The organism is Kribbella sancticallisti (assembly GCF_039530625.1).
Taxonomy (GTDB): domain Bacteria; phylum Actinomycetota; class Actinomycetes; order Propionibacteriales; family Kribbellaceae; genus Kribbella; species Kribbella sancticallisti.
Genome location: NZ_BAAAOS010000045.1, coordinates 57,100 through 71,250, shown reverse-complemented (window position 1 = coordinate 71,250; position 14,151 = coordinate 57,100). Strand labels below are relative to the sequence as shown.

The following is a 14,151-nucleotide window of genomic DNA, read 5'->3' as shown; positions in this document are numbered from 1 at the left end:
CACGATCGCCTGTATGGAGACCGAGGGGGTTCTAGTCGTCAGCGGGATCACGGCGGCCGGAAAATCCACTGTCTCCCAGTTGCTGGCGGAACGATTCCAGTACGGGGTTCATCTGCGCGGTGACGTCTTCCGCCGGATGATCGTCAGCGGCCAGGCGTCGTCGACCGCGGAGGACGGCGAGGAAGCGCAGAAACAACTCAAACTCAGGTACCGGCTGGCCTGCCAGGCCGCCGACGGGTACGCCGACGCCGGCTTCACGGTGGTTCTTCAGGACGTGGTGATCGGAGAACTGCTGCGCGAGTTCCTCGACGGTATCCAGACCCGGCCGCGCTATCTGGTCGTGTTGACGCCGCGGCCCGAGGTGATCCACCACCGGCTCGGCTTCGGCCACGAGCACTCGGTCGACGAACTCGACTACGAGTTGCACGCCTTCAGCCCTCGCCGCGGTCTCTGGCTGGACAACTCCGACCTGTCCCCGCACGAAACCGTCGACGCCATCCTGGGCCGCCTCGACGAGGCACGATTCGACTAGTCGAGTCGGCTACCCCGGAGTAGTTTGGCTGGATGGCGACCACCGTACGGCGGACCTCGTGCAACCTGTGTGAAGCGATCTGTGGCGTGCTGGTGACGGTCGAGAACGGCCGGGTCACCGACGTTCGTGGTGATGAGGCGGATCCACTCTCCCGCGGACACATCTGCCCGAAGGCGGTCGCGCTGCGCGACCTGCAGGACGATCCCGACCGCCTGACCCAGCCGGTACGGCGTACCGCGACCGGCTGGCAGGAGATCGGCTGGGACGAGGCCTACACGCTCGTCGCGGACCGGTTGCGGGAGATCCAGAAGGAGCACGGGCAGAACTCGGTCGGTGTCTACCTCGGCAATCCCAACGTGCACAGCCTCGGCGCGATGACGCACATGCCGACGGTCGTCCGGCTGCTCAAGACGAGGAACCGGTTCAGCGCCACCTCGGTCGACCAACTCCCGCACATGCTGGCGTCGCACCTGCTCTACGGGCACCAACTGATGGTCCCGGTCGCGGACATCGACCGTACGTCGTACCTGCTGATGCTCGGCGCGAACCCGCTCGCCTCCAACGGCAGCATGATGACCGCGCCCGGCTTCGGTCGCCGGCTCAAGGAGGTCCAGAGGCGCGGCGGCCGGGTGGTCGTGATCGATCCGCGGCGGACCGAGAGCGCCGCGGTCGCGGACGAGCATCACTTCGTCCGGCCGGGCACCGACGCCGCGTTCCTGCTCGCCCTGATCCACCAGGTGATCGCCGACGGACACGCGTCGGTCCCGTCGTACGTCGACGGTCTGGGCGCCGTCAAGGAAGCCACCCGCGAGTGGACACCCGAGCGCGCGGCCGAGGTGACGGGGATTTCGGCGGACACCATCCGGCGGATCGCCGCGGAGTTCGCCGGTGCTGACAAGGCCGCCTGTTATGGCCGGCTCGGGGTGTCGACGCAGCAGTTCGGCGCGGTCTGCCAGTGGGCGGTGCAGGTGCTCAACATCATCACCGGCAACCTCGACCGGCCGGGTGGCACGATGTTCCCGCGGCCGGCCGTGGACACGCTCCGCGGCATCGGCAAGGGGCACGTCGGCATCTGGAAGAGCCGCGTGCGGGAGTTGCCCGAGTTCGGCGGCGAACTGCCCGCGTCGACGATCGCGGAGGAGATCCTGACGCCGGGCGACGGCCAGATCCGCGCGCTGGTGACGATCGCGGGGAACCCGGTGCTGTCCACCCCGAACGGGCGGCGGCTCGACGAGGCGTTGGGGACGCTGGACTTCATGGTGGCGGTGGACCCGTACATCAACGAGACCACCCGGCACGCTTCCGTGATCCTGCCACCGACGCCACCGCTGGAGCGGGACCACTACGACCTGGCGTTCCACCAACTCGCAGTACGGAACACGGCGCGGTGGAACGACGCGGTACTGGCTCGGCCGTCGGAGTCCCGGCACGACTGGGAGATCTTCCGAGGATTGGGGCTGGCGTTGTTACGCGGTACGGGGCGGAGCAAGAAGACGGTGCTTGCCTCCGCCCGGTTGCGGTTGTCGCCTCGGCGGATCGTCGATCTCGGACTGCGGATCGGGCCGTACCGGTTGTCGGTGCGCAAGTTGCGGAAGTCCGTCGGCGGGGTGGATCTCGGGCCGTTGCAGCCCGCGCTGCCGGGCGCTCTCCACACCAAGACGAAGCGGATCGACCTTGCGCCGCCGTTGATTCTCGACGATCTCCCGCGGGCCGCTGACACCTTGCTCGGTGGTCCACCCGGCGACGGGCTGCTACTGATCGGGCGGCGGCATCTGCGCAGCAACAACTCGTGGATGCACAACTCGGCCCGGCTGGTGAAGGGCAAGCCGCGGCATCAGTTGCTGATGAATCCGGACGACCTGATGTCCCGCTCGCTGACCGACGGCCAGTTGGTGCAGGTCAGCTCGGCCGCCGGGTCGATCGACGTGGAAGTTGCTGCCAGCAACGACATGATGCCGGGCGTGGTCAGCCTGCCGCACGGGTTCGGGCACGGGCGGCCCGGCTCGCGATTGTCGGTCGCCAACCAGGTCGCCGGCGTCAGCGCGAACGACGTCACCGACGGTGCGCTGACGGACCTGCTCGCCGGTACGGCCGTGGTGAACGGCGTACCGGTGGAGGTGTCGGCGGCAGCTACTGCTCAGGCGGGCGGCGGACCCGAACTGCCCCGGACGACCAAGGCCGGTGTCGAGTAGAGGTGCGCCGCGGGCAGAGCCCCGTCCAGCAGGCCGAACAAGCGGTGCGTGACCTCGGCGCCGTACGCGACGATGTTGTGGCTCATCGCGGTCAGCGTCGGGTGCGTGAGCCGGCACAGCGTCGAGTCGTCCCAGGCGACCAGCGTGACATCGCCGGGTGACGTCAGGCCGAGTTCGTTGACCACCGACAACCCCGCGACGGCCATCAGGTCGTTGTCGTAGATGATCGCGGTCGGCCTGCTCTCGCTCGCGATCAGCTTCCTGGTGGCCGCGGCACCCTCCTCGCCCGAGAAGTCGGTGTGCACGACCTGGGCATCCAGCCCGAACCGCCGGCCCGCCGCCGCGAACGCCTCGTCGCGGATCCACACATGCCCGTGCTCCGGCGGCCCGGCGACCCGGGCGATCACCCGGTGCCCGAGAGACACGACATGCTGCACCGCGGCGTACATGGCCGTCGTACCGTCGGTCCAGACGCACGTCATCCCGTCGGCCAGGGCTGGATCCCCGACCAGCACCGCGGGCAGTTCGAGCTTGCGCAGCAACGGGATCCGCGGATCGTCGACTCGCAGATCCACCACGATCACGCCGTCCACCCGGCGCTCGGCCGCCCATTTCCGGTACGTCGCCATCTCGTCGGCGAGGTCCGGCACGACCTGCAGCGCGAGCGCGTACGACTTGTCGCTCAGCACGGACTCCACGCCGCCGACGAAGCCCATGTAGAACGGCTCCTCGCTGAGAGTCTTGGCCGTCCGGGCCAGGACCAGGCCGAAGGTCTCACTGCGCGCCGCGGACAACTGCCGGGCGGCCCGGTTCGGCACCCACTCCAACTCCTCGGCGACCTTCAGCACCCGGGCCCGGGTGGCCTCGGAGACACCGGGCTGGTTGTTCAGCGCATACGACACCGCGCCTTTGGAGACGCCGGACCGTCGGGCAATCTCCTTGATCGTGATTCGGGGCACGATGGCCTCCTTCGAACGGGCGATCCGAACCGTGACGGGCGATCCGGTTGGCTACATTCTGCGCCCGCTGCCTACTCCCCGTCTTCAGGTAAACGGTTTCCGGCACCGAGAGCGACAGGTTTGATCAAATGCGGGGCACATGCGGGTCCGCAGAAGCCGGTTCGAAGGTGAGTCCGGTGATTTCGTTCGCCTGACGGCGGTTCAGGATCAGGGCGGAGACCGCGCCCGGAACGACTCGGCCAGGGTCTTCGGTGGCCTGCTCGATCAGGTGCGGCCAGCGGCGGCAGTGGGTCGCCATCGTCCGCGAGAGGACGACTCGCCCGCGGGTCTGTTGGCCGGCGCGCGCGACGTCAGCGGGGACGTCGAGCAGGAGGAGGTGCACCTTCAGGTTGGATCGCCGCGCACTCCAGCCGAGCAGTCGCCTGACCCAAGGCCGGGTGGCGCAGTCGTGGACCACCAGGGGGCCACCACGGCGCATCTCCCGCAGTACGTGGACGTAGTAGCCGAGGTGGAGAAGTGGACGCCACCAGGAGTACGGGATGGCGCCGAGCACCTGCATCCAGTCAGCACGAAGACGCGCGGAGTCGAGCACCCGTACGCCGTACTCGGCGCCGCCGTCCGGGAACAACCGGTGAAGCAAGGTGCTTTTGCCGGCCCCCGGAATCCCGGCGAGCACGACCACAGAGTCCGCCGGGTACCGCAGTTCGCCGGTGCACACTTCCCGAAGGTCCCCGCGGGTATCCGGCACCTCGGCGATGCCCAGACCTGCCACTTTGATAGTCCCGTCCTCTCTCAGCCAATCCACCTTTCGTCCGTCAACGCAACGGAGCCGGAAGGCGTTCCGCCATCGTCCCGCCCGCCGATAAGAAGTCACTGGGAATTGACTGAGAGCCCGCCGCGCACCTCTGGGTAAGCGTTTGCCTTCGCGTCGTGAAGGCGGCTCGCCTGGTGGTTATGGGGTGGTCGGGGGCGGGCAGGCTGGGATAGGCTGCGGCGAGTTACTTAACCGGTTCGGCTAGTCCAGTCCGGGCCTCCCATGGGCAGCGGGAGGACCCGAAGACGAGGAGAGAAAACATGGTCGCAGTGGACAACCTGTCCCTCCAGCTCTACACGGTCCGGCACAAGCTGGAGGAGGACTTCGACGCCACGCTGGCCCGCATCGCGGAGATCGGGTACACGAAGGTCGAGCCCTTCGGCGTGGTCGGTTTCGCCGACCAGCTGGCCGAGGCGCTGCCCAAGTACGGTCTGTCGGCTCCCACCACCCACGCCGGGCTGCTCCGCGAGGACAGCGGCCCGATCTTCGAGGTGGCCAAGAAGCTCGGCATCACCACCGTGATCGACCCGTTCGTCGATCCCGCGCGCTGGCAGTCCGCCGAGGACATCAAGGCGACGGCGGAAGCGCTGAACAAGGCGGCGGCCGAGGCCGCCGACCACGGGATCACCGTGGGCTACCACAACCACCACTTCGAACTGGAGTCGGTGATCGACGGGGTGCACGGCCTGGAGATCCTGGTCGACAACCTGTCCGACGAGGTCATCCTCGAGGTCGACACCTACTGGGCCGCGGTCGGAGGCGCCGACGTACCGGCGCTGCTCGGGCGGCTCGGCGACCGGGTCAAGGCGCTGCACGTCAAGGACGGCGACGGCACCCTCGACAACAAGGCGCAGGTGGCGGTCGGCGACGGCACCATCGCCGTGATCGACATCCTCAAGGCGGCCCCGACCGCGCTGCGGGTGGTCGAGCTCGACGACTTCAGCGGCGAGATCTTCGACGCCGTGGCCGGCAGCTTCACCTACCTCACCGGAGAGGATGTCGCATGAGCGCTGTCGGTGTGGGCGTCATCGGCGCCGGCGTCATCTCCGACGCCTACATCAAGAGCATGCAGAGCTTCCCCGACCTCAAGGTGGTCGCGATCGGTGACCTGCGGCCGGAGGCGGCCCAGGCGAAGGCCGAGGAGTTCGGCATCGAGGCCCACGGTGGACCCGAGGTCGTGCTCAGCCACCCGGACGTCGAGATCGTGGTCAACCTGACCATCCCGATCGCGCACGTCGAGGTCGCCCTGGCAGCCGTTGCCGCGGGCAAGCACGTGTGGAGCGAGAAGCCGTTCTCGCTCGACCAGGACAGTGGCCTCAAGCTGCTCGCGACCGCTCAGGACGCGGGACTCCGGCTGGGCTGCGCCCCGGACACGTTCCTCGGCCCGGGTCTGCAGACGTCGCGAAAGATCATCGAGAAGGGTGACATCGGGGAGCCGCTGACGGCGCTCACGCTGATGCAGTCCCCCGGACCGGAGTCGTGGCACCCGAACCCGGCCTTCCTGTTCCAGGAGGGTGCCGGTCCGCTGTGGGACATCGGCCCGTACTACCTGACCACCCTCGTGCAGTTGTTCGGCCCGGTCGCGGCAGTCGCCGGTCTGGGTTCGAAGTCGCGGGACAAGCGCACGATCGGGTCCGGCCCCTTGCAGGGCACGGACTTCGACGTGACGGTGCCGACGCATGTCAGCGCGATCGCCCGGTTCGAGTCGGGCCAGTCCTCGCAGAGCATCTTCAGCTTCGACTCCCCGCTGCCCCGCCAGGGCTTCGTGGAGATCACCGGCTCGGAGGCGACGCTGGCGGTGCCGGACCCGAACCGGTTCGACGGTGACATCAGGATCCGCCGCCTCGGCAGCGAGGACTGGGAGGTCGTCGCCAGCACCGAGGCCTCGGCCGAGCGCGGTACCGGCGTACTGGAGATGGCGCGGGCGATCCGGGAGGACCGGCCGCACCGGGCCACCGGGGCGCTGGCATTCCACGCCGTCGACGTGATGGCGTCCATCACCCAGTCGATCGAGACCGGCGCCTTCGTGGACGTCACCAGCACCGTCGAGATCCCCGCCGTCCTGCCGGACGACTGGGACGTGCACGCCGCGACGATCTGATGGCCGAAGGATTCCTGGACCCCCGGCGGACCGTGGTGTTCGCCGGGGACTCCGTGACCGACTGCGGCCGCCGGACGGATCCGGAGGGGCTGGGCGACGGGTACGTCCGCCAGCTGCACGCCTCGTTCGGGCCGCAGCCGCCGCGCATCGTCAACGTCGGCATCAGCGGCAACCGGGCGGTTGACCTCGACGCCCGCTGGCAGGCCGACGTCCTCGCCCACGAGCCCGACATCGTGTCGGTGCTGGTCGGCATCAACGACACCTGGCGCCGGTACGACAAGGACGACCCGACCTCGACCGAGTCGTACGAGCAGTCCTACCGCAACATGCTCGAGCAGGTCCGGGGCAGGGCCGAGCTCGTCCTGATCGAGCCGTTCCTTCTTGCGGTGAAGGAAGATCAGCTCGGCTGGCGCGAAGACCTGGACCCGAAGATCGACGTCGTACGGCGGCTGGCCGCGGAGTACGGCGCACTGCTCGTCCCGGCCGACGGGGAGTTCACCCGGCAGGCCGAGCAGGTCGGCGCGACCACCCTCGCCGACGACGGCGTGCACCCGACGGCCGCCGGGCATCGCCTGCTGGCCGACCTCTGGCGCCGGACGGTCTCGGAGAGCTAGGGCCCCGACGCGGGGGCACCGGGCAGGAGTGGTCGTCGGCTGCGTCAGGGCAGCCGACGACCGGCTGGGCCGGGAGCCTCGGCCGCAGGTCCTGGCGTAGCCTTACTGAACCGGTCAAGTAACCCCTCGACAAGAGAGATCCCGCCTGTGAATCCGACCCTCAGGTCCGTCCCGCTGACCAGCGACGCCGGGACCGCGTGGTCCGTCCGCGCGATCGAAGGACCGGTGCCCGACCGGAACAGCGCGCTGCTCGGCGCTCCTGTCGACGCGACCGTGCCCGGCGAGGTGCACACCGACCTGCTCGGCGCGGGTGTCATCCCGGACCCGTTCGACGGCGACAACGAGAGCAAACTGGCCTGGATCGGCCGGACCAGTTGGAGCTACCGGACCGTGTTCGACTGGGAGCCGGACGAGCACGCCGTCCAGGAACTGGTCGCCGAGGGGCTCGACACCGCGGCGACGATCACCCTGAACGGCACCGAGCTCGGCCGGACCTGGAACCAGCACCGCTCGTACCGGTTCGCCGTCACCGGGCTGCTCGTTGCCGAGCGCAACGAGCTGGTGATCGAGTTCGCCGCTCCGGTCGAGACCGCGAACCGGTTGTCCGAGGCGTCCGGGCTGTGGCCGCACACGAACCTGCATCCCTACAACGCGATCCGGAAGATGGCGAGCAACTTCGGCTGGGACTGGGGACCGGACGTCGCGACCGTCGGCATCTGGCGGCCGATCCGGATCGAGTCGTGGACCGGTGTCCGGGTCGACTCGGTCCGCCCGCTCGCCGGGCTGGACCGTGACCGCGGCGTGCTCGACACCCGGGTCGCCCTGGCCTGGTCGGAGGGCTTCGGCGACGACGCGACCGTCACCGTCGAGGTCGGCGGCACCACCACCCAGATGACAGTGAGCGCGGGGACCGCCGAGGTCGGCGTCACCTCGACCATCGACGCGGTCGACCGCTGGTGGCCGCGCGGCTACGGCGACCAGTCGCTGTACGACGTCGCCGTGTCCGTCGCCGCCGGCGCGCGGACCGACAGCTGGCAGGGCCGGGTCGGCTTCCGCACCATCACGATGAACGTCGCCCCGGACGACGACGGCGGCCCGTTCATCCTGTCGGTCAACGACAGGCCCGTCTACGTCCGCGGCGCGAACTGGATCCCCGACGACGCCTTCGTCACCAGGCTGAACCGCGAGACCTACGAGCGCAGCATCCGCGACGCGATCGACGCGAACATGAACCTGCTCCGCGTCTGGGGCGGCGGCATCTACGAGAGCGACGACTTCTACGACGTCTGCGACGAACTCGGCGTGCTCGTCTGGCAGGACTTCCTCTTCGCCTGCGCCGCGTACTCCGAGGAGGAGCCGCTGCACAGCGAGGTGGAGGCCGAGGCGCGGCAGGCCGTCACCCGGCTGAGCCAGCACGCCAGCCTCGCGCTGTGGAACGGCAACAACGAGAACATCTGGGGGTACGTCGAGTGGGGCTGGCGGGCTCCGCTGGGCGGCCGGACCTGGGGCGAGGGGTACTACTTCGACCTGCTCCCCGGCATCGTCGCCGAGCTCGACCCGCGGACGCCGTACTCGGCCGGCAGCCCGTTCTCCTACGACCGGTACATCCACCCGAACGACGAACGCAACGGGACGATGCACATCTGGGACGTCTGGAACCAGGTGGACTACTCGACCTACCGCAAGTACAAGCCGCGCTTCGTCTCCGAGTTCGGCTTCCAGGGTCCGCCGGCCTGGTCCACGCTGACCTCGGTCGTGCACGACGAGCCGCTCGACCCGTACGGCGAGCAGATGCTCGTGCACCAGAAGGCGTTCGAGGGCAACCTCAAGCTCGAGCGCGGTCTCGGCGAGCACCTGCCGAAGTGGAAGGATATCGAGGACTGGCACTGGACCACCCAGCTGAACCAGGCGCGGGCGGTTGCCTACGGCATCGAGCACTTCCGCAGCCTGTTCCCGCTGAACACCGGCGCCATCGTCTGGCAGCTGAACGACAACTGGCCGGTCGTCTCCTGGGCCGCCGTCGACGGGCACGGCGTCCGCAAGCCGTTGTGGCACGCCCTCAAGCGCGTGTACGCCGACCGCCTGCTGACCGTGCAGCCCCGCGAGGACGGTCCGGTTGTTGCCGCACACAACGACACGGACGTCGCCTGGAGCACCGAGGTGACGGTGGCACGGCGGAGTACCGCGACCGGTGGCGAGGTCTTGGCCAGCGAGACCTTCGCGCTGGAAGTCCCGGCTCGCTCAGCGGTCCTCAACTCGTTGCCCGCTTCGGTCGCGACCCCGGGCGATCCCGCGACCGAGTACGTCGAGGTGCGCGGCGCGGACGGCAGTACGGCGTACTGGTACTTCGTCGAGGACACGGCGCTGCGGCTCGAGGCGGACGCCTACACGGTCAAGGTGGCAGACAGCAGCAGGGGCGGCTACGACGTGACCGTGACGGCGACGGCCCTCGCCAAGGACCTGGCGTTGTTCCCGGACCGGCTGGAGGCCTCTGCCCGGGTCGACAGCTGCCTGATCACCCTCAACGCCGGCGAGTCCCACACCTTCCACGTCACCTCTTGCGGCAACACACCGAAGGAACCGCTCGGCGTCCCCGTACTGCGCTCGGTGAACGACCTACTGAACTGAGCCGGTCGGACGCAATGCGTCCAGATGAGTGTCGAGCAAGGCGGCAAGGCGCTTGTGACTGAAAGCCCGCGGGTCGAAGAGCGCCTGTACTACGAGGCCGTGGGTGAACGCGGCCAAGCCTGCCACCAGGTCAGCTGGATCTCCTGGTGGCAGGCTGCCGTCTGTCTGGGCCTCGACGACCAGGGGGTGCAGCCGGGAGCGCCAGCGCTTGTAGCGGGCTTTCTCCAGAGCGTGGAGTTCGGGGTCGGCCAGGGCGGCATCCCAGGAGCTCACCCAGACGCGGTTGATCTCAGTGCCCTCAGGACTCAACGGCAGCACGGCGGCCAGGGCCTGGCGTAGTGCTTCCAGGCCGTGCACTCCGTCTGTCGCTGGGACAAGCTCGCGGGTGTGTGACTCCGCCAACTCCAGCGCGTGCACGATCAGCGCCTTCTTGGACGGGAAGTAGTGCGTCACCAGACCCGTGGTCGCGCCCATCTCCGCCGCGACCGCGCGCAGGGTCAACCCGCCGAATCCCGCGGCCGCCAGCACCCGCCAGACCGCGGCCGACACGTCCCGCCGTCTGGCCTCGTGATCCGTCTTCGCCGGCATCGTCCTATAGTACGTACCTAACGTTTGTTATGTACGCACCGGAGGCCACCATGCTGTTCGCGTCGAGACTCACCGAGAACGCCGAACTGAGAGCGCTGGAGCCGTGGCAGGCGGCCGAGTTCCTGGCCCACATCGACAAGGCCAGGGCCAACATCGAGCAGTACATCCCATGGGCCGAACTGGTCACCGACCTCGACGGCGCACAGACCTTCCTCCAGCGGTACGCCGACCGGCAGGCGGCGGGCGAAGGCCGGATCTACGGGATCTGGCTCGACGGGGAACTGGCCGGAGGGCTGCTGTTCCGGACCTTCGAGCCGGCCTGGGGAAGCTGCGAGATCGGTGTCTGGATCTCTGCCGAGGGCCAGGGGCACGGACTGATCACCCGGTCCACGCGGCAGTTGATCGACTACGCGATCGGCGTTCGGGGGATGAACCGGGTCGAGTGGCGGTGCGTGCCGTCCAACGAGCGCAGCATCGCGGTGGCGAAGCGGCTCGGCATGACCTACGAGGGGACCCTGCGAGAGGCGTTCCCGTACCGGGGTGAGCGGCATGACCTCCAGGTCTGGGCGATGCTGCACAACGAGTGGGAGAGCCGCCACTGGGCGTGACGGCCCCGGGTAGCTGCCTCCCCGAAGTTGTGGCTGATCGGCAGGCCGTCCGGAGGCTGGTCCGGGCAGGTGAGACTCTGGTGGCGATGACGACCACCGCTGATTCACGCTCCCGGGGCCGTAGCCTGCGCCGGGACGCCCTGGGCGTGGGTGCGTCGACTGCCATCGGTATCGCGTCGACAGCCCCCGCCTACTCGCTCGCGGTGTCCGTGGGCCTGCTCGCGGGTTACGTAGGCGCAGCCGCTCCCCTGGTGCTCGCTGCCAGCGCCATCCCGGTCGTCCTGGTCGCTCTGTGCTTTCGCGAGTTGAACCGGGCCGAGCCTGACTGCGGTACGACGTTCCCGTGGACCGAGAAGGCGTTCGGGCTCTCTGTCGGCCGCATGGTCGGGTGGACCACCGTGATGGCGTGCGTGCTCGTCATGAGCAACCTGGCCCAGGTCGCTGCCATCTACACCTACACCCTGTTCGACCTGGACAGCGCTGCCGAGTCGAAGCTCGCACAGGCCGGGCTGGGGACGGTCTTCATCCTCGGCATGGCCGTGCTCGCCTACCGCGGCATCCGGATCGCCGCCTGGACACAGGTCTTGCTGCTCACGGTCGAGGTGATCGGGTTGCTCTGGTTCGCCCTCAGGGCGTTCCAGGAAGCAGGCACCGTCAGCATCCCCGCGTTCTCGGCCACCGGCGAGGGCGCCTGGGCAGCCGGCGTCCTGGTCGCGGTGTTCCTCTACTGGGGCTGGGACTCGTCCTTCAGCGTCAACGAGGAGTCCCGCAACCCGCGCCGCACTCCCGCCATCGCCGCCCTGATCGCGAACGCCTTCCTGATCGTTTTGTACCTCGTGGTCGCGTGGGCCGCGGTCGCGTACGCCGGGACCGACGTGCTCGACGACATCGCCGACGACGACTTCTTCGCGATCCTGAGCGCGGAACTGCTCGGCACGGCCGGCGGCAAGGTCCTGGTCGGCGCCGTGCTGGTGTCCGCCCTGGCCTCCACCCAGACCACCATCCTGCCGACCGCCCGGACGATGCTTTCGATGGCCCGGCGGGACGCGTTCCCGGGCCAGTTCGCCCGGATCTCGGCCCGCTTCCAGACGCCCAGTGTGTCCACCTGGGCGTTCGCGGGAGCCAGCGTGCTGGTCTACCTGGCCCTCGTGCTCACCTCGGAGGCAGTACTGGCCGACTCGGTGGCGGCGGTCTCCGTCCTGGTCTCCCTGTACTACCTGGCCACGGCGCTCGCAGTACCGGTGTACTTCAGTGGTGAGATCCGGGGGCGGGTGCTGCAGCGGGCGGTGGTTCCGCTGCTCGCGGCGGGCTCCTTCGTCGTAGTACTCGTGCTGGCGGTTTCCGACGTGGGCACGGGACCGCTGGTTGTGGTGGGTGTGACCATGGTGGTGGGCGCCGTCATCATGTTCTCCATGAAGCCGCCCGGCGAGGGGGAAAGGTGAACCAACCACGCAGGCGGATGCGGAGCGCGGGCATCACGCTCGGGCTGACCGCGCTGGTCGCCGCGTCGCTGACCGGGTGCTCGAGCGACGACGAGGACCAGCCTGACTACGCCGCGATCTGCGTCGACCCGCAGACCCAGGAGCGCACCTCCGACGACAACTGCAAGGACGAGCGCGAGTACCACGGCTCCGGCACGGGCTTCTTCTGGTTCTACATGGCCACCCGCGGCGGCGCCTTCGTGCCGCCCATCGGCGGCCGCTACAGCGCCGCCGACGGCACCTACAGCGCCTCCGGCCTGCGCAATGCCCAGGGCGGTACCGCGACCGTCAAGCGCGGCGGGCTCGACACCAAGGGCGGCAACATCGGCACCATCACCCGCGGCGGGTTCGGCAAGGCGGGCACCGGGAGCTCTGGCGGCTGATGTGGCGCCACTCGATCAAGCCTCGTCCGAACTGGAGGGACAAGGTCGTCGAGCAGGGTCTGGTGTTCCCGATGACGGACATGCCCGACGGCAGCGAGCGGCCGTACTGGAACGAGAGCGCCTGGTACGAGGTGACGATGGAAGAGGTCCTGCACCTCGAAGAGGTCACCGAGGAGCTCTACGAGATGTGCAAGCACGCCGCCTCCGTGATGGCCGCGGGTGACCGCTTCAGCGACGCCCAGCTCGGCCTGGCGCCCGGCACGCTGCCCCTGGTCCAGGAGTCGCTGAAACGCGACGACCTGTCCGTGTACGCCCGGTTCGACCTCGCCTGGAACGGGATCGAGCCGAAGATGCTGGAGATCAACGGGGACACCCCGACCGGGCTGGTGGAGTCCGCGGTGATCCAGTGGAACTGGCTCGAGGACGTGTTCCCCGACGCCGACCAGTGGAACTCCGTGCACGACCGGCTGGTCAAGTGGTGGGGCGAGCAGCTCGCGGCCGGCCGCTTTCCGGGCAACGAGGCGCACTTCTTCAACTCCGGCGCCGAGACCAGCGGTGAGGAGGCGATGACGGTCGCCTACCTGCGCGACACGGCCGCGATGGCCGGACTGGCGACGTACGGGCATGAGATCGAGGACCTCGGCTGGGAGTCCGAGCAGCGCGCCTTCGTGGATTGGGGCGGGCGGAGGATCCGGACCGCGTTCAAGCTCTACCCGTGGGAGGACATGCTCGACGACCAGTTCGGCCGGTACGTCCTGGCCGGGGTCGAGCGGGAGCCGGTGCAGTGGATCGAGCCGATCTGGAAGACCATGCTGTCGACCAAGGCGATCCTGCCGGTGCTATGGGAGCTCTACCCGGACCACCCGAACCTGCTGCCGGCGTACTTCGACTCCCCGGGTGACCTGCTCGAGTGGGTGGCCAAGCCGCTGCACGGGCGGGAGGGCAGCAACATCCGGATCCACACCGTCTCGGGGGCGGAGGACCTGGTCCAGGACGGTCCGTACGACACCGAGACGATGGTCTACCAGGAGTGGCACCCGCTCCCGTCGTACGAGGGCAACCTGGCGGTGATCGGCAGCTGGGTGGTGGACGGCGTCGCGGCTGGGATGATGGTCCGCGAGTCGGACGGACCCGTGACCGACTACTATGCACGCTTCGTCCCGCATGCCATCGGTACCGAGGCCCGCCCTGACCAGGAGACCATCCAACGTTGGCTCGCCGAGTAGGCCAGTCCCCCCGGACAGGCGAAAA

13 protein-coding genes are annotated in these 14,151 nt (G+C 68.9%); 10 read left to right on the top strand and 3 right to left on the bottom strand.

What is annotated here, in order from left to right:
* Positions 1-13 precede the first annotated feature (13 nt).
* Both ABD255_RS28515 and ABD255_RS28510 read left to right on the top strand, forming a co-directional pair.
* Positions 14-532 carry an AAA family ATPase gene (locus tag ABD255_RS28515; protein WP_344219369.1) on the top strand — a complete coding sequence of 173 codons (519 nt, stop codon included), beginning with the start codon at positions 14-16 and terminating at the stop codon, positions 530-532.
* A 32-nt stretch (positions 533-564) separates the two neighbouring features.
* Positions 565-2,724, top strand: a complete 2,160-nt coding sequence (locus ABD255_RS28510) for a molybdopterin-dependent oxidoreductase (protein ID WP_344219367.1) — start codon at positions 565-567, stop codon at positions 2,722-2,724.
* Here the strand turns inward: ABD255_RS28510 and ABD255_RS28505 are convergent.
* Together ABD255_RS28505 and ABD255_RS28500 are read right to left on the bottom strand one after the other, a co-directional pair.
* Positions 2,670-3,683 carry a LacI family DNA-binding transcriptional regulator gene (locus ABD255_RS28505; RefSeq protein ID WP_344219365.1) on the bottom strand — a complete coding sequence of 338 codons (1,014 nt, stop codon included), beginning with the start codon at positions 3,681-3,683 and terminating at the stop codon, positions 2,670-2,672. The two genes, ABD255_RS28510 and ABD255_RS28505, sit on opposite strands and share 55 nt — an antisense overlap.
* Positions 3,684-3,807: 124 nt before the next feature.
* A complete protein-coding gene (locus tag ABD255_RS28500) occupies positions 3,808-4,488 on the bottom strand; it encodes an AAA family ATPase (RefSeq protein ID WP_344219363.1) in 681 nt (226 codons plus the stop codon).
* A gap of 269 nt (positions 4,489-4,757) precedes the next feature.
* On the opposite strand from ABD255_RS28500, the gene ABD255_RS28495 reads away from it, so the two are divergent.
* The 4 genes from ABD255_RS28495 to ABD255_RS28480 all read left to right on the top strand — a co-directional run bounded on the left by ABD255_RS28495 (position 4,758) and on the right by ABD255_RS28480 (position 9,840).
* A complete protein-coding gene (locus tag ABD255_RS28495; RefSeq protein ID WP_344219361.1) occupies positions 4,758-5,504 on the top strand; it encodes a sugar phosphate isomerase/epimerase family protein in 747 nt (248 codons plus the stop codon).
* Entirely contained in the window at positions 5,501-6,598 is a 1,098-nt protein-coding gene (locus tag ABD255_RS28490; protein WP_344219359.1) for a Gfo/Idh/MocA family protein, read from the top strand. Before ABD255_RS28495 ends, ABD255_RS28490 begins: the two co-directional genes overlap by 4 nt.
* The gene (locus ABD255_RS28485) at positions 6,598-7,212 is read left to right on the top strand and encodes an SGNH/GDSL hydrolase family protein (RefSeq protein ID WP_344219357.1); all 615 of its coding nucleotides are present in this window, start codon (positions 6,598-6,600) and stop codon (positions 7,210-7,212) included. The genes ABD255_RS28490 and ABD255_RS28485 overlap by 1 nt, the downstream gene beginning before the upstream one ends.
* 147 nt (positions 7,213-7,359) lie before the next feature.
* Complete coding sequence (locus ABD255_RS28480) at positions 7,360-9,840, top strand: glycoside hydrolase family 2 protein (protein ID WP_344219355.1); 2,481 nt, start codon at positions 7,360-7,362, stop codon at positions 9,838-9,840.
* Here the strand turns inward: ABD255_RS28480 and ABD255_RS28475 are convergent.
* A complete protein-coding gene (locus tag ABD255_RS28475; RefSeq protein WP_344219353.1) occupies positions 9,829-10,428 on the bottom strand; it encodes a TetR/AcrR family transcriptional regulator in 600 nt (199 codons plus the stop codon). The two genes, ABD255_RS28480 and ABD255_RS28475, sit on opposite strands and share 12 nt — an antisense overlap.
* Before the next feature lie 29 nt (positions 10,429-10,457).
* Between ABD255_RS28475 and ABD255_RS28470 the strand changes: the two genes are divergently transcribed.
* From ABD255_RS28470 to ABD255_RS28455, 4 genes are all read left to right on the top strand, one after another.
* On the top strand, positions 10,458-11,036 hold the full coding sequence (locus ABD255_RS28470; protein ID WP_344219351.1) for a GNAT family N-acetyltransferase: 579 nt from the start codon (positions 10,458-10,460) through the stop codon (positions 11,034-11,036).
* Positions 11,037-11,122: 86 nt separating this feature from the next.
* Positions 11,123-12,478 carry an APC family permease gene (locus ABD255_RS28465; protein ID WP_344219349.1) on the top strand — a complete coding sequence of 452 codons (1,356 nt, stop codon included), beginning with the start codon at positions 11,123-11,125 and terminating at the stop codon, positions 12,476-12,478.
* On the top strand, positions 12,475-12,900 hold the full coding sequence (locus ABD255_RS28460; protein WP_344219347.1) for a hypothetical protein: 426 nt from the start codon (positions 12,475-12,477) through the stop codon (positions 12,898-12,900). Before ABD255_RS28465 ends, ABD255_RS28460 begins: the two co-directional genes overlap by 4 nt.
* Entirely contained in the window at positions 12,900-14,126 is a 1,227-nt protein-coding gene (locus tag ABD255_RS28455; RefSeq protein WP_344219345.1) for a glutathionylspermidine synthase family protein, read from the top strand. The genes ABD255_RS28460 and ABD255_RS28455 overlap by 1 nt, the downstream gene beginning before the upstream one ends.
* Positions 14,127-14,151: the final 25 nt, after the last annotated feature.

Excerpts from the sequence above, each read along its gene's own strand:
- ABD255_RS28515 (WP_344219369.1), top strand. The coding sequence starts at position 14 with ATGGAGACCGAGGGGGTTCTAGTCGTCAGCGGGATCACGGCGGCCGGA.
- ABD255_RS28510 (WP_344219367.1), top strand. The coding sequence starts at position 565 with ATGGCGACCACCGTACGGCGGACCTCGTGCAACCTGTGTGAAGCGATC.
- ABD255_RS28495 (WP_344219361.1), top strand. The coding sequence starts at position 4,758 with ATGGTCGCAGTGGACAACCTGTCCCTCCAGCTCTACACGGTCCGGCAC.
- ABD255_RS28490 (WP_344219359.1), top strand. The coding sequence starts at position 5,501 with ATGAGCGCTGTCGGTGTGGGCGTCATCGGCGCCGGCGTCATCTCCGAC.
- ABD255_RS28485 (WP_344219357.1), top strand. The coding sequence starts at position 6,598 with ATGGCCGAAGGATTCCTGGACCCCCGGCGGACCGTGGTGTTCGCCGGG.
- ABD255_RS28475 (WP_344219353.1), bottom strand. The coding sequence starts at position 10,428 with ATGCCGGCGAAGACGGATCACGAGGCCAGACGGCGGGACGTGTCGGCC.
- ABD255_RS28470 (WP_344219351.1), top strand. The coding sequence starts at position 10,458 with ATGTACGCACCGGAGGCCACCATGCTGTTCGCGTCGAGACTCACCGAG.
- ABD255_RS28465 (WP_344219349.1), top strand. The coding sequence starts at position 11,123 with ATGACGACCACCGCTGATTCACGCTCCCGGGGCCGTAGCCTGCGCCGG.
- ABD255_RS28455 (WP_344219345.1), top strand. The coding sequence starts at position 12,900 with ATGTGGCGCCACTCGATCAAGCCTCGTCCGAACTGGAGGGACAAGGTC.